20 protein-coding genes are annotated in these 21,349 nt (G+C 70.3%); 11 read left to right on the forward strand and 9 right to left on the reverse strand.

Features of this window, described 5'->3' with window-relative positions:
* The first annotated feature begins 10 nt into the window (after nt 1-10).
* Nucleotides 11-382, forward strand: coding sequence for a VOC family protein (locus tag OG707_RS08040; protein ID WP_329115864.1), 372 nt, complete (start codon nt 11-13; stop codon nt 380-382).
* A 13-nt stretch (nt 383-395) separates the two neighbouring features.
* Here OG707_RS08040 and OG707_RS08045 read toward each other — a convergent pair whose 3' ends face one another.
* Complete coding sequence (locus OG707_RS08045) at nt 396-785, reverse strand: VOC family protein (protein WP_443071279.1); 390 nt, start codon at nt 783-785, stop codon at nt 396-398.
* A gap of 230 nt (nt 786-1,015) precedes the next feature.
* Between OG707_RS08045 and OG707_RS08050 the strand changes: the two genes are divergently transcribed.
* Nucleotides 1,016-1,516 carry a hemerythrin domain-containing protein gene (locus OG707_RS08050; RefSeq protein WP_443071280.1) on the forward strand — a complete coding sequence of 167 codons (501 nt, stop codon included), beginning with the start codon at nt 1,016-1,018 and terminating at the stop codon, nt 1,514-1,516.
* Here the strand turns inward: OG707_RS08050 and OG707_RS08055 are convergent.
* Nucleotides 1,499-1,864 (reverse strand): MerR family transcriptional regulator, encoded by a 366-nt coding sequence (locus OG707_RS08055; protein WP_329115865.1) that lies wholly within the window; start codon nt 1,862-1,864, stop codon nt 1,499-1,501. The genes OG707_RS08050 and OG707_RS08055 overlap by 18 nt on opposite strands.
* Nucleotides 1,865-1,926: 62 nt before the next feature.
* On the opposite strand from OG707_RS08055, the gene OG707_RS08060 reads away from it, so the two are divergent.
* Complete coding sequence (locus OG707_RS08060) at nt 1,927-2,805, forward strand: aldo/keto reductase (RefSeq protein WP_329115867.1); 879 nt, start codon at nt 1,927-1,929, stop codon at nt 2,803-2,805.
* Here the strand turns inward: OG707_RS08060 and OG707_RS08065 are convergent.
* Together OG707_RS08065 and OG707_RS08070 are read right to left on the reverse strand one after the other, a co-directional pair.
* Nucleotides 2,780-3,385 (reverse strand): HutD/Ves family protein, encoded by a 606-nt coding sequence (locus OG707_RS08065; protein WP_329115868.1) that lies wholly within the window; start codon nt 3,383-3,385, stop codon nt 2,780-2,782. The genes OG707_RS08060 and OG707_RS08065 overlap by 26 nt on opposite strands.
* The gene (locus OG707_RS08070; protein WP_329115869.1) at nt 3,346-4,062 is read right to left on the reverse strand and encodes a vWA domain-containing protein; all 717 of its coding nucleotides are present in this window, start codon (nt 4,060-4,062) and stop codon (nt 3,346-3,348) included. The genes OG707_RS08065 and OG707_RS08070 overlap by 40 nt, the downstream gene beginning before the upstream one ends.
* A gap of 65 nt (nt 4,063-4,127) precedes the next feature.
* Here OG707_RS08070 and OG707_RS08075 point away from each other — a divergent pair, with 65 nt between their 5' ends.
* Nucleotides 4,128-4,853 carry an SDR family NAD(P)-dependent oxidoreductase gene (locus OG707_RS08075; RefSeq protein ID WP_329115871.1) on the forward strand — a complete coding sequence of 242 codons (726 nt, stop codon included), beginning with the start codon at nt 4,128-4,130 and terminating at the stop codon, nt 4,851-4,853.
* An 11-nt stretch (nt 4,854-4,864) separates the two neighbouring features.
* On the opposite strand, the gene OG707_RS08080 is transcribed toward OG707_RS08075, so the two are convergent.
* The 5 genes from OG707_RS08080 to OG707_RS08100 all read right to left on the reverse strand — a co-directional run bounded on the left by OG707_RS08080 (nt 4,865) and on the right by OG707_RS08100 (nt 13,646).
* Nucleotides 4,865-5,968, reverse strand: a complete 1,104-nt coding sequence (locus OG707_RS08080) for a hypothetical protein (protein ID WP_329115873.1) — start codon at nt 5,966-5,968, stop codon at nt 4,865-4,867.
* Nucleotides 5,969-5,981: 13 nt separating this feature from the next.
* Nucleotides 5,982-6,200 (reverse strand): hypothetical protein, encoded by a 219-nt coding sequence (locus OG707_RS08085; protein WP_329115875.1) that lies wholly within the window; start codon nt 6,198-6,200, stop codon nt 5,982-5,984.
* 409 nt (nt 6,201-6,609) lie between these two features.
* The gene (locus tag OG707_RS08090; RefSeq protein ID WP_329115877.1) at nt 6,610-8,070 is read right to left on the reverse strand and encodes a glutamate synthase subunit beta; all 1,461 of its coding nucleotides are present in this window, start codon (nt 8,068-8,070) and stop codon (nt 6,610-6,612) included.
* Nucleotides 8,063-12,622 (reverse strand): glutamate synthase large subunit, encoded by a 4,560-nt coding sequence (gltB, locus tag OG707_RS08095; protein ID WP_329115879.1) that lies wholly within the window; start codon nt 12,620-12,622, stop codon nt 8,063-8,065. The genes OG707_RS08090 and gltB overlap by 8 nt, the downstream gene beginning before the upstream one ends.
* A 292-nt stretch (nt 12,623-12,914) precedes the next feature.
* The gene (locus OG707_RS08100; protein WP_329115881.1) at nt 12,915-13,646 is read right to left on the reverse strand and encodes a VIT1/CCC1 transporter family protein; all 732 of its coding nucleotides are present in this window, start codon (nt 13,644-13,646) and stop codon (nt 12,915-12,917) included.
* Between the two features lie 185 nt (nt 13,647-13,831).
* Between OG707_RS08100 and OG707_RS08105 the strand changes: the two genes are divergently transcribed.
* The 7 genes from OG707_RS08105 to OG707_RS08135 all read left to right on the forward strand — a co-directional run bounded on the left by OG707_RS08105 (nt 13,832) and on the right by OG707_RS08135 (nt 21,294).
* Nucleotides 13,832-14,932, forward strand: coding sequence for an ADP-ribosylglycohydrolase family protein (locus tag OG707_RS08105; protein ID WP_443071281.1), 1,101 nt, complete (start codon nt 13,832-13,834; stop codon nt 14,930-14,932).
* Nucleotides 14,929-16,038: an ADP-ribosylglycohydrolase family protein gene (locus tag OG707_RS08110; RefSeq protein ID WP_329115883.1), complete on the forward strand. Its 1,110-nt coding sequence runs from the start codon at nt 14,929-14,931 to the stop codon at nt 16,036-16,038. Before OG707_RS08105 ends, OG707_RS08110 begins: the two co-directional genes overlap by 4 nt.
* The gene (locus tag OG707_RS08115; protein ID WP_329115884.1) at nt 16,022-16,963 is read left to right on the forward strand and encodes a ribokinase; all 942 of its coding nucleotides are present in this window, start codon (nt 16,022-16,024) and stop codon (nt 16,961-16,963) included. The genes OG707_RS08110 and OG707_RS08115 overlap by 17 nt, the downstream gene beginning before the upstream one ends.
* Nucleotides 16,964-17,112: 149 nt before the next feature.
* On the forward strand, nt 17,113-18,156 hold the full coding sequence (locus OG707_RS08120) for a LacI family DNA-binding transcriptional regulator (protein WP_329115886.1): 1,044 nt from the start codon (nt 17,113-17,115) through the stop codon (nt 18,154-18,156).
* Complete coding sequence (locus OG707_RS08125) at nt 18,153-19,112, forward strand: carbohydrate ABC transporter permease (protein ID WP_329115888.1); 960 nt, start codon at nt 18,153-18,155, stop codon at nt 19,110-19,112. Before OG707_RS08120 ends, OG707_RS08125 begins: the two co-directional genes overlap by 4 nt.
* Nucleotides 19,109-19,963: a carbohydrate ABC transporter permease gene (locus OG707_RS08130; RefSeq protein WP_329115891.1), complete on the forward strand. Its 855-nt coding sequence runs from the start codon at nt 19,109-19,111 to the stop codon at nt 19,961-19,963. The genes OG707_RS08125 and OG707_RS08130 overlap by 4 nt, the downstream gene beginning before the upstream one ends.
* Nucleotides 19,963-21,294: an ABC transporter substrate-binding protein gene (locus OG707_RS08135; RefSeq protein WP_443071282.1), complete on the forward strand. Its 1,332-nt coding sequence runs from the start codon at nt 19,963-19,965 to the stop codon at nt 21,292-21,294. The genes OG707_RS08130 and OG707_RS08135 overlap by 1 nt, the downstream gene beginning before the upstream one ends.
* Nucleotides 21,295-21,349: the final 55 nt, after the last annotated feature.

Raw genomic sequence — 21,349 nt, forward strand, 5'->3', positions numbered from 1 at the left:
AATCCAGCACATGATCGCCGCCCTGCAGTGCATAGTCCTGGACTGCCCCGACCCGCCGAGCCTCGCCGCCTTCTACCGGGCGATCCTCGGCGGCGAGGTGAACCGGCCCGACCGCCGCTGGGCCGCCGGCGCCGACTTCACGACGCTCCACACGGCAACGGGGCTGGTCCTGGCCTTCCAGCGGGTCGAGGACTATCACGCCCCGGAGTGGCCCAACCCCTCGCGCCCGCAACAGTTCCACCTGGACTTCGACGTGGACGACCTGGACAGGGCCGAGCAGGAGGTCCTGGAGGCCGGGGCCAACCTCCTCGACGACAACGCGAGCGGCTGGCGGGTCTACGCGGACCCCGCAGGCCACCCGTTCTGCCTGCTCCAGCACTGACCGGACGGCAGGCTCACTGCACCCAGGAGGTCTTCTCGCGCTCGGCGGCGCTGCGCTCCACGCAGAACTCATTGCCCTCGATGTCCGCCATCAGCGCCCAGCCGGTCCCGTCCGGCTTGCGGTGGTCGGCCACCAGCGCGGCCCCCAGCTCCAGCAACCGCTCCACCTCCTCGTCACGGGAACGGTCCTGCGGCTGGAGGTCCAGGTGCACCCGGTTCTTGACGGACTTGGCCTCGGGCACCTGGATGAACAGCACCCCGACGCCCGGCGCCTCGACCAGCGCCTCCGGGTCCCCCGGGTTGTCCTCGTCGCTCAGCGGGGCGTCCAGGACCTTGGACCAGAAGGTCGCGAGTGCGAAGGCGTCGGCGCAGTCGATGGTGATGTGTCGTATGAGAGAAGTCATGCCGGCCACTATCTCCCGGCTGATCACAGCGGTCCACCGACATTGACAGTCCGCGGGACCGCTGGCTCTAATGGTCCGCGTGCAGCGTGGCGCCGGCCACAGAGCAGTGGGCAGGCCGGCAGCCGGGTGAGCACCTTTCCCCGAAGGGCCCGTGCCTTGAGTTCATACTCCGCACCCCGCGCCTGAGATCAGCACCCTCGCCTCCCCTTGTTCTGGAGATACGACACCGCATGCCCACGCCCGAAATCCCTGCGGAAATCCGCACACTCGCCGACAAACTGGTGCAGGTCCACTCCTGGCTGCGCGAGCAGTTGGAGCACGTACGCACCGAGACCGAAGCCCATTTCGCAGCCCACGGAGCGGCCCCCGCGCCGCCGCCCCTGGGGCTGCAGATCCGGCAACGCTGCCTGGCCTTCTGCGACTTCCTCACCTTCCACCACACCAGCGAGGACGGGCACATCCTCCCGGTCGTCGGGGTCCACCACCCCGAGCTGGGCGAGACGCTCGACCGGCTCCGCGAGGAGCACCGCACGATCGCCCGCGTCAAGGAGCAGATCCTCGCGCTCCTCGACGACTGGGAGACGGCCGACCCGCAGCTCTTCCGCACCGAACTGGCCCGGATGACACAGGAGCTGCTCGCGCACCTCGACTACGAGGAGGAGATGCTGCTCCCCGCGCTGGCCCAGGTCCCGTTCCCGCCACGGCCCCAACCCTCAGGCAGCGTCCAGTAGTTCGAGCTGCTGTGTCGTCGTGAGGATCGCCACCAGGGAGGCCCGTGCCTCCATGAGCCCGGCGATCCTCTCGTCGACCGAGCGCAGCTGATCGCGCAGGTGGTTGCTCATGCAGGGGTGCACGTCGATGCCGTCGCCGTGCACGCAGGGCAGCAGTTCGCGGATGACGCGGGTCGGGAGTCCGGCGTCGAGGAACGCGCGGATGCGGTGGACGACCTGGGGCGCGTCGTCGGCGTACGTCCGCTGGCCGCCGGGTGTGCGGCGGGCCTCCAGGAGGCCCTGCTCCTCGTAGTAGCGCAGCAGCCGTACGCTCACGCCGGTCGCCCGCGCCAGCTCTCCGATCTTCACTGTGTGACCCCCCTCACATCTGCTTGAACCTCACATGGGTGTGAGCTCCTAGCGTTCCTGCCATGACGAACAACGACAAGAACATCTTCTCCCTCGGCGGCGACCTTCCGGTACGGCGTATCGGCTACGGCACCATGCGTCTCGCCGACGGACCGGGCGCGCCGACGGGTGCCGAGGCCCCCATCTGGACCGCTCCGGCGGACCGGGACGCGGCAATCGCCCTGCTGCGTACGGCAGTCGAAGCCGGGGTGAACCTCATCGACACCGCCGACGCGTACGCGCTCGGCGCCGGTGAGGAGCTGATCGCCGACGCCCTCCACCCGTACCGCGACGGGGTGGTCGTCGCGACGAAGGTCGGCGTCGTACGCCCGGGCCCCACCGAGTGGGTGCCGCTCGGCCACCCCGCGTATCTGCGCCAGCAAGCGGAGCTGAGCCTTCGCCGCCTGCGCACGGACCGCATCGACCTGCTCCACTTGCACCGGATCGACCCGAACTACCCCCTGGCCGAGCAGATCGGCGCGCTCAAGCAGCTGCAGGAAGAGGGCAAGGTCCGCCACATCGGCCTTTCCGAGGTCACGGTCGAACAGATCGAGGAGGCGGAGACGATCGCCCCGGTCGCGAGTGTCCAGAACCTCTACAACCTGGCCACGCGCGACCACGAGGCCGTCGTCGACCACACCGCCGCGAAGGGGATCGCCTTCCTCCCCTTCTTCCCGGTCGCGATGGGCGCCCACACGGGACCCGACAGCCCGGTCGCCGCGGTGGCGAAGGAGATCGGCGCGACCCCGTCCCAGACGGCCCTGGCCTGGCTGCTGCACCGCTCCCCCACGGTCGTGCCGATCCCCGGCACGTCGTCGGCCGCGCATCTGCGGGAGAACGCGGGCGCACTCCAGGTCACACTCACCGAGGACCAGTTCAGGCGGCTGTCGGACGGAGTGTGACGAGCGCGGTGCGGCCGGCGGCGTGCAGGACGCCGAGGGTGCCGGAGGTCGCCAACACCGCGTCGTACGGCTTCAGTTCATGGCCGGCGACGGATGCGGGCCCGTCCAGCGCGACCACCAGAACGGTCGCGCCGGGCGGGACGTCGACGACGATCCGGCCGCGCACGACGGCGGTCGTGACGTCCGTGCGGCCCCTGCGGTACATGACGTTGAAGTTCACGACGGGGCCGTCGAGGAGGCGGCAGTCGGTCGCCGCGTCACCCGCGAAGTCCTTCGGTACGAACCGCTCGTCGACCAGGGTCCGTACCCCACCGACCGTGAGGTCCATCCCCGCGCCCTCGACGACCGTCAGCGTGCGGTCCACCTCGGGGAAGGCCGAGAAGGGCCCGTCCGCGCGTACGTCGGCGAGGCTGACGCGCCAGGCGAAGTCGTCCATGCCCGCGCTCTCGGGGTGGGCGGCGATCTCCCGGGTGATGCCGCCGCCGTTCTTCCAGGGGACGGCCGCGCGCCCGGCCGCCCTCAGGACCCGTACCGCCTCTGTCACTGCACCATCCCTGCCGCCCGCACCGTGCTCAGCCATGTGGGGAACTCTGCCACCAGCCGGTCGTAGAGCTCGCCGTCGGACACCTTCCGCGGGTCGCTCCCGGCGTGGAAGAAGCCCGCGTTGTCGATGGGGCGGCGGGCGGGGACGGCGAGTTCGTCGAGCTTGCGCAGGAACTCGAACTGCTTGCTCTTCGCGTCGCCGAAGCCGATGAACTGCCAGAACAGCGGCAGTTTCGCGGCCTTGCAGACGTAGCGTTCGGCGGCGAGCTTGTTGATCGGGCCGCCGTCCGTCTGGAAGACGACGAGTGCGGGCGCGGTCGAACCGCTGTCGAGGTAGTGGTCGATGACGGCGTCCATGGCGAGGTGGTAGCTCGTCTTGCCCATGTGGCCGAGCCCGGCGGCGATCTTCTCGACGCGGCCGTGGTGGTTGACGAGAGTGATGTCCTCGACGGCGTCGACGTCCGTGGAGAAGAAGACGACCGGGACAGTGCCGTCGTCGTCGAAGTGCGCGGCGAGCCCGAGCACCCGGTCGGCGAGCGCCTGGACGCTGCCGTCCTTGTAGTACGGCTTCATCGAGCCGGAGTAGTCGATGACCAAGTAGACGGCTGCGCGCTGGCCGTTCAGACCGTGCTTGTTGAGTGATATGCCTGCGGTCTTGTAGAGGCTGACGAGCGCGGGCGCGGTCTCCTCCATCTTCTGGAGGCTGATGGCCATCCGTCGCTCCGTCCGTCAGTTCCGAGTGGATCAGTCGACAGTACGACACGGAGCGAGGGACCGATATGCACTCTCTGGATGGCAAGGTCGTCGTGATCACGGGCGCGGGTCGCGGTCAGGGGGCGGCGGAGGCGCGGCTGTTCGCGGAGGCGGGGGCGCGGGTGGTGGTCACCGACGTACGGGAGGACGAGGGCGAGGAGGTCGCCAAGTCCCTTGGTGTGCAAGGGGTGTTCGTGCATCACGACGTGTCCGACGCGGCGAGCTGGACGGCGGTGGTGGAGGGCGCGCTCGGGGCGTTCGGGCGGCTCGACGCGCTGGTGAACAACGCGGCGCTGTGGCGGACCGCGTCGGTGGAGGACGAGACCCTGGAGAATTTCGAGGCCCTGATACGCGTCAATCTCGTCGGCCCGTTCCTGGGGATCCAGGCGGTGGTGCCCGCGATGAAGGAGGCGGGCGGCGGGTCGATCGTGAACGTCTCGTCGACGGCCGGGCTGGTCGGCATCAAGGGGCATGCGGCGTACGGGTCGACGAAGTTCGGGCTGCGCGGGCTGACGCGCTCCTCCGCGCTGGACCTGGCTCCGTACGGGATCCGCGTGAACTCCGTACATCCGGGGGCGATCGACACCCCGATGACGGCGGCGGTCGCGGACAAGGACTGGTCGCATGTGCCGCTGGGGCGGATGGGGCGGCCGGAGGAGGCCGGTCAGCTGGTCGGGTTCCTGGTCTCGGACGCGTCCTCGTATGTGACGGGGACGGAGTTCACCGTCGACGGGGGCCAGACGACCGGCTGACCGGGTGCCCCCTACTGACCTGCCTGGTCCTGGAAGGCGGGCAGCTCGAAGATGCGCTGCTTTCCGGTGTCGTCCATCAACTCGACGAGCGGCAGGACGAGTTCCCAGAGGTCCTGCTTGTCGACCTCACGGGCGAGGGCGTCGAGTTCACCGTCCGCGAGGCGGGCAGCGGCGTCGGCCACGACGGTGCGGGACTCCTCGGGGAGGACCTCGACCAGCGGCAGGAACTCCGCCCACAGCCCGGTCGCGACGACGGCCCGTACGATCCCGTCGAGCACGCCGGTCTCGCGCAGCGACGGGAGTACGGCGACGGCGCGCCGGTCCGCGTCGTCGAGCAGGGCGACGAGCGGGAGCAGCGACTCCCAGAGGTCCTGCTCGGCCACGACCCGTACGAGCGAGTCGAGCTCGTCCTGGGGGCGGCGGGCGGCGAGGGTCGCGATGGCGGTGCGCTGCTCGCCGGTGACCATGCCGGCGACGGCGAGCGCCTCGGGCCAGAGGCCGTCGGCGGTGGCCGAGGCGATGACGGAGGCGAGCCGCTCCTGGCCCATCAACTCGATGATCCTGCCGAGCTGTTCGGGCTGGTCGACGGCGAATCCCGAGCGCAGTACGGCGTCGTCGCCGACCTGCGGGACGATCCGCTCCAGGGCGTGGTCGCGGAGGTGTCCGACGAAGCGGCCCATGGTGATGTGGTCGCCGCGTTCGGCGAGGGAGACGGCGATGCGTACGACGAGGTTCTCGTCGAGGCGGTCGACGATGCCGGGGATGCGGCGGGGGTCGAGGTGGGCGCAGGACTCGGCGGTGAAGGAGACGGGGAGCTTCTCGATGATGTCGGCGGCGCGGGGCGGCTCCAGGCGCCCTGCGACGGCGGCGGCGAGGCGCGGGCCGAGGGCCTTCTGGGAGATGGCGGCGGCGACGCCGGCGGGGACGAGTTTGGTGGCCTTGGCGATGCGGTCGAGCATCTCGGGCTGGTGGTCGTAGAGGGCGGCGACGGTCTGCTCGCGCAGGGCGCGGACGTCGGCGGCGGGGAGGTCCTGGAGGAAGGAGAGGCGGCCGGTGTCCTCCCCGAGGAGGCGGGCGATCTTCTGGGTCTCGGCGCGGTTGCGCAGCTTGTCCATGGAGATCAGCCCTTCACCGGAAGAGGATGCGGCGGACGGGCCCGCGGGCGAGGGCGGGCACGAGCTTGAGCGCCTCTTCGGCGGCGCGCCCGAGGCCTTCGGCGCGGCGGGCGTGTTCGTCACGGAAGGCGTCGGCGAGCAACTGGAGCTGCGGCTCGGGGAGTTGGGCGACGGAGTCGGGGGGCGGGGCGTTGAGCGCGGTGGCTAATTGCGACAGGGCGACGGTGCTCACGGGACCTCCCAGGGGGCGGACTGCGGCTCGGCCCTGAGCGTGCGACGAAACTGACTTTAAGTCAATAGCGGTGCGCGGCGGCCCGCCGAACCCCCACTGGGGCTCCGCCCCAGACCCCGCTCCTCAATCGCCGGAGGGGCTTGATTTCGCTGCATGTGCGCTCGCATCTGCGGGCTGTTTGAGCCCGCGCATGCGAGCTCAGGTGGGCAAATCCAGCCCGTCCGGCGATTGAGGACAACGCGGCCGAAGGTCGCGTGCTGGGGGCCCGGGGCGGAGCCCCACGACCACCATCCACCCGCCCCGCCGGAGGCAGACGCGCCACGGCGCCCACCGTCCGGTCGGGGACAAGGCAGGCGCCGCGTTCAGTTCCGCACGCCATTGTGCGGGACGTCTATGGGGTTGAAGCGGATCAGACCATCAGCGAGCGGTCCGTCGGCTTGATCGGGGCGGGGAGTTCGCTCGCCCCCGTCAGGAAGCGGTCCACGCCTCGCGCCGCCGAGCGGCCCTCGGCGATCGCCCACACGATGAGCGACTGACCGCGGCCCGCGTCACCGGCAACGTACACGCCGCCGACGTTCGTCGCGAAGTCCGCGTCGCGCGCGACGTTGCCGCGCTCGTCCAGCTCCAGGCCGAACTGCTGCACCAGGCCGTTGGCCTGGTCCGTGCCCGTGAAGCCCATCGCGAGCGTCACCAGCTGGGCGGGGATCTTGCGCTCCGTGCCCGGCTTCGGGGTCAGCTTGCCGTCGATGAACTCGACCTCGGTCAGGTGCAGGAACTGGACGTTCCCGTCCTCGTCGCCCTCGAAGTGCGTGGTCGAGACGGAGTAGACCCGCTCGCCGCCCTCCTCGTGCGCAGAGGTGACCTTGTAGAGCATCGGGAAGGTCGGCCAGGGCTGGTTGGCGTTCCGGTCGTCGCCCGGACGCGGCATGATCTCCAGCTGCGTGACCGAGGCCGCGCCCTGGCGGTGGGCGGTGCCCACGCAGTCCGCGCCGGTGTCGCCGCCGCCGATGACGACCACGTGCTTGCCCTCGGCGGTGATCGGCGGGGTGACGAAGTCGCCCTCCTGCACCTTGTTCGAGAGCGGCAGGTACTCCATCGCGAAGTGGATGCCGTTGAGCTCACGGCCCGGGACCGGCAGGTCGCGGGAGACCGTGGCGCCCGCCGCGATGACGACCGCGTCGTAGCGCTTGCGCAGCTTCGCGGCGTCGATGTCGCGGCCGATCTCGACCTCGGTACGGAACTTGGTGCCCTCCGCGCGCATCTGCTCGATACGCCGGTTGATGTGCACCTTCTCCATCTTGAACTCGGGGATGCCGTACCGGAGAAGGCCTCCGATGCGGTCCGCGCGCTCGTACACCGCGACCGTGTGACCGGCCCGCGTCAGCTGCTGTGCTGCCGCGAGGCCCGCCGGGCCCGAGCCGATGACCGCGACGGTCTTGCCGGACAGCCGCTGCGGCGGCTGCGGGGTGACGTCGCCGCTGTCCCACGCCTTGTCGATGATCGAGACTTCGACGTTCTTGATGGTGACGGCCGGCTGGTTGATGCCGAGGACACACGCCGACTCGCACGGAGCGGGGCACAGACGGCCCGTGAACTCCGGGAAGTTGTTCGTGGCGTGCAGTCGCTCGGAAGCGGCAGACCAGTCCTCGCGGTACGCGTAGTCGTTCCACTCGGGGATCAGGTTCCCCAGCGGACAGCCGTTGTGACAGAACGGGATGCCGCAGTCCATGCAGCGCCCGGCCTGCTTGCTGATGATCGGGAGCAGCGAGCCCGGAACGTAGACCTCGTTCCAGTCCTTCAGTCGCTCACCGACGGGGCGGGTCTGTGCGACCTCGCGGCCCGTGGTCAAAAAGCCCTTGGGGTCAGCCATTGGTCGCCGCCTCCATCATCTTCTCGGTGGTCTCGGTCTCGGAGAGACCGGCCAGCTCAGCGGCGTCCTTGGCGGCGAGCACTGCCTTGTACGTGGTCGGGATGATCTTGCTGAAGCGCTCCACCGCGGTGTCCCACTCCGCCAGGAGCTTCCCGGCCACGGTGGACCCGGTCTCCTCGGCGTGGCGCTGCACGACATCGTGCAGCCACTGCTTGTCGCTCGCCTCCAGGGCCTCGATCGCGCCGACGTTCCCGGAGTTGACGTTGTCCTTGACCAGGTCGATGACGTACGCGACACCACCGGACATGCCGGCCGCGAAGTTGCGCCCCGTCTCGCCGAGGACGACCGCGTGACCGCCGGTCATGTACTCGCAGCCGTGGTCGCCCACGCCTTCCGCCACGACCGTCGCACCGGAGTTGCGAACACAGAACCGTTCACCGGTACGCCCGCGCAGGAACAGCTCGCCGCCGGTGGCGCCGTAGCCGATCGTGTTGCCCGCGATGGTGGAGTACTCGGCCAGGTGGTCGGCGCCCCGGTCGGGACGGACGATCACACGCCCGCCCGAAAGGCCCTTGCCCACATAGTCGTTGGCGTCGCCCTCGAGCCGCAGCGTCACACCGCGCGGCACGAACGCGCCGAACGACTGGCCCGCGGACCCGGTGAAGGTGATGTCGATGGTGTCGTCGGGCAGGCCCGCGCCACCGAACTTCTTCGTCACCTCGTGACCGAGCATCGTGCCGACGGTCCGGTTGATGTTGCGGATCGCGACCTGGGCGCGGACCGGGTGCGCCTCTTCGGCGGCCGAGGCCTGCAGTGCGTCGGCGGCGAGCTTGATGAGCTCGTTGTCGAGCGCCTTCTCCAGGCCGTGGTCCTGGGTGATGACCTGGTGGCGTACGGCGCCCTCGGCCAGCTCGGGCACGTAGAAGAGCGGCTTGAGGTCGAGCCCCTGCGCCTTCCAGTGGTCGACGGCCCGCTCGGTGTCGAGGAGTTCGGCGTGGCCGACGGCCTCCTCGATCGTACGGAAACCGAGCTCGGCCAGCAGCTCGCGGACTTCCTCGGCGATGAACTCGAAGAAGTTGACGATGTACTCGGCCTTGCCGGAGAAGCGCTCGCGCAGAACGGGGTTCTGGGTCGCGATGCCCACCGGGCAGGTGTCGAGGTGGCAGACGCGCATCATGACGCAGCCGGAGACGACGAGCGGCGCGGTCGCGAAACCGAACTCCTCGGCGCCGAGCAGCGCGGCGATGATGACGTCGCGGCCGGTCTTGAGCTGGCCGTCGGTCTGGACGACGATGCGGTCGCGCAGGCCGTTGAGCAGCAGCGTCTGCTGGGTTTCGGCGAGGCCGAGCTCCCAGGGGCCGCCCGCGTGCTTCAGCGAGGTGAGCGGGGAGGCGCCCGTACCGCCGTCGTGGCCGGAGATGAGGACGACGTCCGCGTGCGCCTTGGAGACACCGGCCGCGACCGTACCGACGCCGACCTCGGAGACCAGCTTCACGTGGATGCGGGCCGACGGGTTGGCGTTCTTGAGGTCGTGGATCAGCTGAGCCAGGTCCTCGATGGAGTAGATGTCGTGGTGCGGCGGCGGGGAGATGAGGCCCACGCCCGGCGTCGAGTGACGCGTCTTGGCGACCCACGGGTAGACCTTGTGGCCGGGCAGCTGGCCGCCCTCGCCGGGCTTGGCGCCCTGCGCCATCTTGATCTGGATGTCGTCCGCGTTGACCAGGTACTCGCTCGTCACACCGAAGCGGCCGGAGGCGACCTGCTTGATGGAGGAGCGGCGGGCCGGGTCGTAGAGACGGTCGGCGTCCTCGCCGCCCTCACCGGTGTTGGACTTGCCGCCCAGTTGGTTCATGGCGATGGCGAGGGTCTCGTGCGCCTCGCGCGAGATCGAGCCGTACGACATGGCGCCGGTGGAGAAACGCTTGACGATGTCGGAGACCGACTCGACCTCGTCGATCGAGATCGACTCGCGGTCCGACTTGAAGCCGAAGAGACCGCGCAGCGTCATGAGCCGCTCGGACTGCTCGTTCACCCGGCCCGTGTACTTCTTGAAGATGTCGTAGCGCCGGTTGCGCGTGGCGTGCTGCAGGCGGAAGACCGTCTCCGGGTCGAAGAGGTGCGGCTCGCCCTCGCGGCGCCACTGGTACTCGCCGCCGATCTCCAGCGCGCGGTGCGAGGCGGCGATGCCGGAGACGGGGTACGCCTTGGCGTGCCGGGCCGCGACCTCCTTGGCGACGACGTCCAGACCGGCGCCGCCGATCTTGGTGGCCGTGCCGTTGAAGTACGTCGCCACGAACTGCTCGTCGAGGCCGACGGCCTCGAAGACCTGCGCGCCGCGGTACGAGGCCACGGTCGAGATGCCCATCTTCGACATGACCTTGAGGACGCCCTTGCCGAGCGCGTAGATCAGGTTGCGGATGGCCTGCTCGGGCTCGAGACCCTCTATGAAGGTGCCCGCGCGGACGAGGTCCTCGACGGACTCCATCGCGAGGTACGGGTTGACGGCAGCGGCGCCGTAGCCGATGAGCAGCGCGACGTGGTGGACCTCGCGGACGTCCCCGGCCTCGACCAGCAGGCCCACCTGGGTGCGCTGCTTGGTGCGGATGAGGTGGTGGTGGACGGCCGAGGTGAGCAGCAGCGAGGGGATCGGTGCGTGCTCGGCGTCGGAGTGCCGGTCGGAGAGGACGATCAGGCGGGCGCCGGCCTCGATGGCCGCATCGGCCTCGGTGCAGATCTCCGCGAGGCGGGCGGCCAGGGACTCGCCGCCGCCGCTGACGCGGTAGAGGCCGGAGAGCGTGGCGGCCTTCATGCCCGGCATGTCGCCGTCGGCGTTGATGTGGATGAGCTTGGCGAGCTCGTCGTTGTCGATCACCGGGAAGGGCAGCGTGACGCTACGACACGCGGCCGCGGTCGGCTCCAGCAGGTTGCCCGCGGGGCCGAGGACGGAGCGCAGCGAGGTGACGAGCTCCTCGCGGATGGCGTCCAGCGGCGGGTTGGTGACCTGCGCGAAGAGCTGGGTGAAGTAGTCGAAGAGCAGCCGCGGGCGCTCGGAGAGGGCCGCGATCGGCGAGTCCGTACCCATGGAGCCCAGCGGTTCGCCCGCGGTGCGGGCCATCGGCGCGAGGATGACGCGCAGCTCTTCCTCGGTGTAGCCGAAGGTCTGCTGGCGGCGGGTGACGGAGGCGTGGGTGTGGACGATGTGCTCGCGCTCGGGGAGGTCCTCGAGCTCGATCTCGCCGGTCTCCAGCCACTCGGCGTACGGCTTCTCGGCGGCCAGGGCCGCCTTGATCTCGTCGTCCTCGATGATGCGGTGCTCGGCGGTGTCGACGAGGAACATCTTGCCGGGCTGCAGGCGGCCCTTGCGGACGACCTTCGACGGGTCGATGTCGAGCACGCCGACCTCGGAGGAGAGCACGACGAGGCCGTCGTCGGTGACCCAGTAGCGGCCGGGGCGCAGACCGTTGCGGTCCAGTACGGCGCCGACCTGGATGCCGTCGGTGAAGGTGACGCAGGCCGGGCCGTCCCAGGGCTCCATCATCGTGGAGTGGTACTGGTAGAACGCGCGGCGGGCGGGGTCCATCGTGTCGTGGTTCTCCCACGCCTCGGGAACCATCATCAGCACCGAGTGCGGCAGCGAACGGCCGCCGAGGTGGAGCAGCTCCAGGACCTCGTCGAAGGAGGCCGAGTCGGAGGCGTCGGGGGTGCAGACGGGGAAGATCCGCTCCAGCTTCTCCGGGCCGAAGAGGCTGGAGGCGAGCTGGGACTCGCGGGCCTTCATCCAGTTGCGGTTGCCCTTGACCGTGTTGATCTCGCCGTTGTGCGCGACGAAGCGGTACGGGTGGGCCAGCGGCCAGCTGGGGAAGGTGTTCGTCGAGAAGCGCGAGTGCACCAGGGCCACGGCGGTGGCGAAGCGGCGGTCGGAGAGGTCCGGGAAGAACGGCTCCAGCTGCCCCGTGGTGAGCATGCCCTTGTAGACGATGGTGCGGGCGGAGAGCGAGGGGAAGTACACCCCGGCCTCGCGCTCGGCGCGCTTGCGCAGGACGAAGGCCTTGCGGTCGAGCGCGATGTCCTTCGAGGTGCCGTCGCTCACGAAGAGCTGGCGGAAGGCCGGCATGGTGGCGCGGGCGCCGTTGCCGAGCAGATCCGGGGTGACGGGGACCTCACGCCAGCCGAGGACGGTGAGGCCCTCTTCGGCGGCGATCGTCTCAATCTGTGAGACGGCGGCGGCGCTGTCCTCTATGGGGAGGAAGCCGATGCCGACGGCGTAGGAACCGGCCTCGGGGAGGTCGAATCCGGCGGCCTCGCGCAGGAACGCGTCGGGCACCTGGAGCAGGATTCCGGCGCCGTCGCCGGAGTCCGGCTCGGATCCGGTGGCGCCGCGGTGTTCGAGATTGCGCAGTACGGTCAGCGCCTGTTCGACCAGCTCATGGCTGGCCACACCGGTCAGAGTGGCCACGAACCCGACACCGCAGGCATCGTGTTCGTTACGAGGGTCGTACATCCCCTGCTGGGCGGGGCGACCCTCCATGGGCGACCAGGCGTCGGAACGCATCGGCACTCCCGTCGTCGTCGTGGCATATGCAATAGCCGAGGGACGACGTTGGCCCTCTGCGAAATTTCGTGCAGGTTACATGATGGAACGCTTCTCGAAAAGCGGATAGTTCGTTCCAACATGCGGACACCGCGTACCGCGGTGGAGGTGGGTCAGAGAGGGACAGATCGATGTCCTTCGACCCGCAGCAGAGCAGGCGTCGTTGCCCACAGCGCTTTCGCCTTATGCCCCACGGTTAACGCATCAAAACCGCTGGGTAACGGACTACTTATGCAGCGCTCCACATAGTGTCTCACCCTACGGCGGTTCCGAACAGCGTGCCCAGGGCGTACGTCACACCTGCGGCCGCCCCGCCGAGCGCCAGCTGGCGCAGTCCGCTGTACCACCAGGAGCGCGCGGTGACGCGCGCCACGACGGCCCCGCAGCCGAAGAGCCCGAACAGTGCGACGACCAGCGCGGGCCAGAGCGCCTGGGCCCCGAGGAGGTACGGCAGCAGGGGCAGCAGCGCGCCCAGTGCGAAGGCGCCGAAGGAGGAGACGGCGGCGATCAGCGGCGAGGGCAGATCGCCGGGGTCGATGCCCAGCTCCTCGCGCGCATGGATTTCCAGTGCCATCTCCGGGTCCTGCGACAGCTGACGCGCGACCTCGCGCGCGAGTCCCGCCTCGACGCCCCGGGACTCGTACAGCGCCGCGAGTTCGTTCTCCTCGTCCTTGGGGTGCTTGCGCAACTCCCGCCGCTCGACGTCGAGTTCGGCCTCGACGAGCTCGCGCTGCGAGGCGACTGACGTGTACTCACCTGCGGCCATCGAGAAGGCTCCGGCCGCGAGTCCGGCCAGTCCCGTGATCACGATCGTGCGGTGGGAGACGTCGCCGCCGGCCACACCGGTCATGAGCGCGAGGTTGGAGACGAGCCCGTCCATCGCACCGAACACGGCGGGGCGCAGCCAGCCGCCGTTGACGTCGCGGTGGGTGTGGTTGTCGCGGTGGGCGACGTGGAGCGCCGCCTCGTTCTCGATGATGGACACAGCTATCCCCTTGGTTCGTGCATGCGGGCCCGGACTCTCCCGCCCCCCTCAACGGCTTCGAAATTACGCACGATTCGAGGCCCCCGCCAGCAAGGCAGGCCGTACTTACCAGGGCCGGAACCTCCACTCCCGGCCGATTCCGACCGGGTGACAGTGAGGTTTCAGGGGCGCGTGGGGCGCGCGGTGTGGCACACATCCAGGAACCGGTCGGCGAGCCCCTGGAGGCGCGAGCCATGCTGTACTCACCTGCGGGGAATCCCCCCGACGCCTGGGCGATTGCATGCAATCGCCCGCCCGCTCCCCTGCCGCTCTCGGCGGACCTCCGCGAACGGGGCCGGGGCGCCCTGCTCGGTCTGGCGGTCGGCGATGCGCTGGGGGCGCCCGCGGAGAACATGCGGCCCTCGGAGATCCGCCGCCGCTGGGGGCGGATCGAGGGCTTCGTCTCCGACAACCCGGCCGGCACGGACGACACCGAGTACGCGATCTTCTCGGGCCTGCTCTTGGCCCGCCACGGCTCGGCCCTGACCGCGGCGCACGTGGAGCGGGCCTGGCACCGCTGGATCGCCGACCTCGACGAGGGCCCCTTCCGGGGTGCGGGCTTCAGCGAACGCGGCACCCTGGAGAACCTCCGCCGGGGCCTGGCGGCCCCCATCTCCGCCCAGCACCGGCACGCCTGGAGCGACGGACTCGCCATGCGGGCGGCGCCCTTCGGCGTCTTCGCGGCGGGCCGCCCGGCGGAGGCGGCCCGCCTGGTGGCGGTCGACGGCTCGGTGAGCCACGACGGCGAGGGCATCTACGGCGGCCAGGCGGTGGCGGCGGGCGTGGCGGCGGCGATGTCGGGCGCGGGCCCGGCGTCGGTGATCGGGGCGGCCCTGTCGGTCGTACCGATGGACTCCTGGACGGCCCGCTCGATGCGCCGCGCGGTGGTCGCCGCGGACCGGGGAGAGCGGGCGATCCGCTCGGCGGTGGTCATCGGCGGCTACCCCTGGACGGACCTGGCGCCGGAGGCGGTGGGCCTGGCGTTCGGGGCGTTCGCGTACGCCCGCGGGGATTTCCGCACCTCGGTGCTGACGGCGGTGAACATGGGCCGCGACGCGGACACGACGGCGGCGGTCGCGGGGGCGCTGTCGGGAGCGATGAAGGGGGCGGGGGCGATCCCGGAGGAGTGGTCGACGGTGATCGGCCCGGTGCGCGGGAGCTGTCTGCCGGAGATGGCGGGCTATCACGTACTGGACATCGCAGACCTGTTGACACCCGACGACGAGCCCCAGGCGGTGACCTCATGAGCCGAATCGAGGGAATGCTTCTCGGACTTTCCGCCGGGGACGCCGCCGGGTGGCCCGCCGCCCGGCACCGCGCCGCGCGGATGCCCGAGTGGACGCGGCGGCTGACGCGGGAGCTCGACACCTTCGCCGAGCAGAACGCCACCACCACCCTGCCCGTCCCCATCGCCCTCAACCAGGCCCCCGAGCCGCTCCGGTTGGGCCCCTCCGACGACGCCGAGTGGGCGGCGTTCACCGCGCGGACCGTGCTCCTCGCCCCGCCCGGGCAGATCCGCGCCGCCGTCGACCGGGCCTGGCGGTCGCTCGCCGGCGAGATCGCCGCGGCCGCCGAGCGCGCCCCCGAGGTGGAGTCGGCGGTGCTGCCGCTGCGCGCCCGGATCTCCGTACGCGCCGGTCTGGGCAACCTCGCCAACGGGCTGCGCCCGCCCGCCACCGGTCACGACAATCCGCACTACTTCGACGACGCGGCCTGCGTACGCGCCTGTGCGCTGGCCGTTGTCCACCCGGGCGACCCCGTCGCCGCCGCCGAACTCGCCGAGTACGACGCCCGATACACCCAGGACGGCGACGGGGTGCACGGCGCCCGCGCCATGGCCGCCGCCGTCGCGGCCGCGCTCGGCGGTGCGGACCCCGACGACGCCGTGGCCGCCGCCCTCGCCCAGCTCCCCGAGTCCACCGAGATCGGCCGGAACGCCGCCCACGCGGTGAAGCTCGCCCGGGACGCCGAGGGCGCGTTCGCCGTGGTCCCGCGTCTGGAGCACGAGATCGTCGACCACATCTACAGCTACGGGATCGCCGCCGCCGAAACGGTCCCCGTCGCCCTCGCCCTCACTCTCGCCGCCCGCGGCCGCATCACCGAGGCCGTGCCCAGCGCCGCCTGCCTCTCCCGCGTCGCCGACTCCGCCCCCGCCCTCGCCGGCGCCCTGACCGGCGCGCTCGGCGGGGCCGCTGCCCTGCCGGACGCCTGGCGGGAGGCGTGCAGGACGCTGGTCGGCTGTGCGCTGCCCCGGCTCGCGGGCACGGATCTGGTGGAACTCGCCGACCTTCTCGTACAGGCACAGCAATCAGGCGCCCCAGATGGACAATTCCGACATGACGCCCACACCTGAGGACCTCTCCACGCCCCGCACCGGCATCGCCGTCTTCGGCTCCACCAACATGGACCACGTCGTGTACGTGGACCACCCCCCGGCCCGCAGCGAGACCGTCACCGGCCACGACTTCCGTACGATCCCGGGCGGCAAGGGCGCCAACCAGGCCGTCGCCGCCGCCCGCGCGGGCGCACGGGAGGTCACCATGATCGGCGCCGTCGGCAACGACCCCCACGGCGCAGCCCTCCGTACCGCCCTCACCTCCTCGGGCGTCGACACCGACTCCTTGCGCACCGTCGAGGGCCTCTCCGGCACCGCGCACATCGTGGTCGACGCCACGGGCGGACGGGCGATCGCCGTGATCCCCGGCGCCAACTCCACTGTCTCCGCACTGGCCGCGGGCGACGAGGCCGTCATCGCGTCGGCCGGAACCCTCCTGCTCCAGCTGGAGTTGCCGCTCCCCGGTGTCACGGCAGCGGCCGAAGCGGCCCGCAGGAACGACGTCCGTACGATCCTCACCCCGTCCCCCGCCCAGCCGCTCCCGCCCGAACTCCTCGCCGTCACCGACCTCCTGATCCCCAATCAGATCGAGGCCCAGACCCTCACCGGCCACACCGACCCCCACGAGGCGGCGGCCGCACTCCTCGCCCAGGTACCGGCGGTCCTGATCACGCTCGGCGTCCACGGCAGTCTGTACGCGGCCCGCGACGCCGAGCCCCTCCTGATCCCCGCTCCCCCGGTGACCGCCGTGGACGCCACCGGCGCGCGTGACGCGTACGTGGGCGCGCTCGCCGTGGCACTGGGCGAGGGCAGAACCGTCGAGGAGGCGATGAACTGGGCGACGGCGGCCGCGGCGCTCTGCGTCCAGGAGATCGGGGCCGCACCGTCCATGCCGTACCGGGCGGCGATCGACACCGCGAACGAGGCCGCGCGCCTGCACTGACCTGCACCGACAAGCCCCCTGACGAGACGTGGATCACACCACGGACCCGTTGACGCGAAAGAAAGATGTAAGCAACATCTGTAATCGTTTCCAGTTGCTGAAAACGTTTACAGCTTCGCTTCGCGCCATCGACTGCTCAGGGGGCAGGCATGACACCGACTCCGCAGGGGCCACCGACCATCGTGTCGATAGCCGAGCGCGCAGGAGTGTCCATCGCCTCCGTCTCCCGTGTCCTCAACGGGCTGAGCGTGCGCGCCGACACCCTGCGCCGGGTCGAGGACGCCGTGGCCGAACTCGGCTACGTACCCAACGCGGTGGCCCGCTCCCTCAAGGGCGGCAGGACCCGTCAGTTGACCTTCGCCATGGAGGACATCGGCAACCCCGTGTACGTGACGATGGTCCGCGAGATCCAGGCGGTCACCAAAGCCGCCGGATACCGGCTCCTCCTGCACTCCACCGACGGGGTCGTCGAGGACGAACTCGCCGTCGTCCGCAGTCTCAGCGACCGCACCAGCGACGGCCTCATCCTCTGCCCCATCCGCATCACGGATGCCTACGTCCGCACGCTGAACGCCGCCGCGGCCCCCGTCGTCGTCATCGGTTCGCTCCCCGACGGCGTGCCCATCGACAGCGTGCGCGCCGACTCCGTCCTGGGCGCCGCGATGGCCGTACAACACCTGCACATGACCGGCCGCCGCCGGATCGCCTTCATCGGCGGCCCCTCCGACACCGTGCCGGGACGCAACCGCATGGCGGGCTACCGCCAGGGGCTCGCCGACTGCGCTCTCCCGTACGACGAAACCCTCGTCGTCTCCACCGACTTCGCCACCGAGTCCGGAGCCCGCGCCGCCGAGCAGCTGCTGGCCGCCGCACCGGACGCGATCTTCTGTGCCAACGACCAGCTGGCCGTCGGCGCCATCCGCACCCTGCACACCCGCTCCGTACGCGTCCCCGACGACATCGCCGTGGTGGGCATGGACGACAGCACCCTCGCGCAGGCCGCCTGGCCCCCGCTCACCAGCGTGGACCTGGGATCCGCCGAACGCGGCCGACGGGCGGCCGAGTTGCTGCTCGCCCGCCTCGGCCACGGGACGGCCCCCGAACCGCCCCAGCACACCACCGCCATTCCCCGCCTTGTCGTCCGCAGCTCGACCGCGCCGGCAACCGAACAGGAGAACCTGAGGTTCGCATGAGTGTCACCGCAGTCCGGGGCAACGACGCCCTGGACCATCGCGGCACCCCGCCGCCCCGCTCCCCCGAGCAGCGCAAGCGCGCACTCGGTCTGGACCGGGGGGCCTGGTTCCTGCTGGCCCCCGCCCTGATACCGATCCTGGTGCTCAGCGTGGGCCCGCTGCTGTACGGCATATCCCTGGCCTTCACGGACTCGCAGGCAGGACGTACGACGTCCACGCAGTTCCTGGGCCTGACCAACTTCAGCGATCTTCTGCACGACTCGCTCTTCTGGCAGTCCTTCAAGATCGGGATCATCTGGGCGGTCAGCGTCACCGCGCTGCAGTTCCTCATGTCGCTGGGCCTGGCCCTGCTGCTCAACCAGAACCTCCGTTTCCGCTGGCTGGCGCGGACCCTGGCGCTCGTCCCCTGGGCCATGCCCGAGGTCGTCGTCGGCATCATGTGGCGCCTCGTCTACCACCCCGACGCGGGCATCCTGAACAAGGTCCTGACGCAGCTTCACGTGATCCACCAGAACGTCGACTGGCTCACCGGCCTCTCCGTCGCACTCCCCGCCGTGATCGTGGTCGGCGTCTGGGCAGGCATGCCGCAGACCACCGTGGTCCTGCTGGCCGGGCTGCAGAACGTACCGGTCGAGCTGATGGAGGCCGCGGACCTCGACGGCGCCGGAATCTGGCGCCGCTTCACCAACGTCACCTGGCCGGCGATCAAGCCGGTGGTGATCTCGGTGACCGCCCTGAACTTCATCTGGAACTTCAATTCCTTCGGCCTGGTCTACGTCCTGACCCAGGGCGGCCCGGGCGGCAAGACCCAGCTCCCGATGCTCTTCGCGTACGACGAGGCCTTCAAGTACGGCCAGTTCGGATACGCCGCCGCCATGGGCCTGGGGATGGTCGCGGTGATCGCCGTCCTCCTCACCCTGACGCTGCGCAAGAAGCTCAACGAGGAGACGGCATGAGCATCCCCGCAGGGCTCCGCGCCCGTCGCACCGCAGGCCGCACCGGCCAGTACCTCGCCCTCCTCTGCTACTTGATCTTCCTGGCGTTCCCGCTGCTCTGGCTGGTCTCCACGGCCTTCAAGTCGCCGCAGGAGCTGGGCTCGATCGACCCGACGTGGCTGCCCAGGCACCCCACGCTGGACAACTTCCGTACGGCTTTCGACACCCAGCCGCTGCTGCACGCCGCGCTCAACAGCTTCATCGTGGCCGGCAGCGCCACCGTGATCGCGACCGCGCTCGCGGTGCCCGCCGCCTACGCGCTGGTGCGCTTCCGCTCGCGGATGACGACGGCCGCCAACGGCTGGGTGCTGATCAGCCAGGCGTTCCCGTTCGTCCTGATCATCATCCCGCTCTTCCTCGTCCTGAAGAACCTGCACCTGATCGACTCCCTGGTGGGGCTGATCGCGGTGTACGTCGTCTGGAACCTGCCGTTCTCCCTCTGGATGCTCCAGGGGTACGTCAAGGCCGTGCCCGTCACCTTGGAGGAGGCCGCGGCCGTGGACGGCGCGAGCCGCCTGCGCACCCTGGTCAGCGTGGTCTTCCCGCTGCTCACCCCGGGTCTGGTGGCCACCGCGATGTTCACCTTCGTCACCGCCTGGAACGAGTTCTTCTTCGCCCTCGTCCTGCTCAAGTCCCCGGAGCACCAGACCATGTCCGTGATCCTCACCCGGTTCCTCGGCGCCGAGGGCGTCGCGGACCTCGGACCGCTCGCCGCGGCCTCCGTCATCGCCACCATCCCCAGCCTGCTGTTCTTCGCGCTGCTCCAGCGCCGGCTGGTCGGCGGCATGCTCGCCGGGGCGGTGAAGGGCTGATGCGCACCCTCGCAAGGACCCGGCTGCGCACCGCGACGGCCGCACTCGCCGCGACCATGGGCCTGGCGCTCGTCGCCGGCTGCGCCCAGGGCGACACCGGTTCGGCCCACGGCCGTATCACTCTCGAATTCCTCAGCCTGGCCTGGCAGCAGGACTCCGTCGCCGCCAACAAGGCGCTGGTGAAGGAGTGGAACGCCGCGCACCCCGACGTCCAGGTCAAGTACGTACAGGGCAGCTGGGACGGAATCCACGACCAGCTCCTGACGTCCTTCGAGGGCGGCGAGGCGCCGGACATCATCCATGACGACGCCTCCGACCTCACGGACTTCGCGTACGGCGGCGACCTGGCCGACATCAGCAAGCTGCTGCCCGCCTCGCTGAAGCAGGACATCCCCGCACAGTCGTGGAACACGACCACGTACAACAAGGGTGTCTACGGTGTGCCGTTCCTCCAGGAACCGCGCGTCCTGATCGCCAACACCAAGCTCCTGAAGGCCTCGGGCGTACGGATTCCCACCGCGGCCCACCCGTGGAGCTGGGCGGAGTTCGAGCAGGCGTCGAAGAAGATGACCGTGAAGGGCTCGGGCTCCACGGCGAAGCAGTACGGCGTGGCCTGGTCCATGAAGGAGCCGGTCAGCCAGTCGGTCAACCTCTCCGTCTCCACCGGCGGCACGATCTTCAGCCGCGACGCCGGCAAGAACAAGGTGAACTTCGACCCGGCCGAGTCCGCGGTCTCGCAGCTCATCAACCGGCAGATCAACGTCGAGCACACTTCGCCGAAGAGCAGCCTGGGCATGAGCGGCTCCGACACCCTGCCCGGCTTCTTCGCCGGCAAGTACGCGATGGTCCCGCTGAACTTCTCCTACCGCCAGCAGGTCCAGCAGCAGGCGCCCAAGGGCTTCCAGTGGAGCGTCCTGCCGCTCCCGGCGGGCAGCGGATCCGCCGGGGAAACCCAGGGCGTCGTACCGCAGACGCTCTCGGTCTCGCAGGACTCCGCGCACAAGCAGGCCGCCGTCGACTTCATCTCCTTCCTCACCCAGGGGAAGAACGCGGCGCGTCTGGCGCTCGGCGACTGGATGCTGCCGACCAGCACGTCGGCGCTGAAGGACCCGGCGCTGAGCTCGCCGAAGGACGGCTGGAACACCGGCAGCCAGATCTTCGGGAACCTCGTCCCCTCGCCGGTTCTCGGGGTGCGCGGCTACGCCGAGTGGAAGGACAAGATCGCCACTCCGGCGTTCCAGAACTACTACAACGGCTCCGGCACCCTCGGCTCCCTCCGCAGCAAACTCGCGGGAGACGGCCAGCGCGTCCTCGACCGCTACCAGCGCTGACGCCCCGCTCCCCCGGCGTCAGCACACCAGCTCAACCCTAGAAATGAGCACGATC

It is taken from the genome of Streptomyces sp. NBC_01465 (assembly GCF_036227325.1).
Classification (GTDB): Bacteria; Actinomycetota; Actinomycetes; order Streptomycetales; family Streptomycetaceae; genus Streptomyces.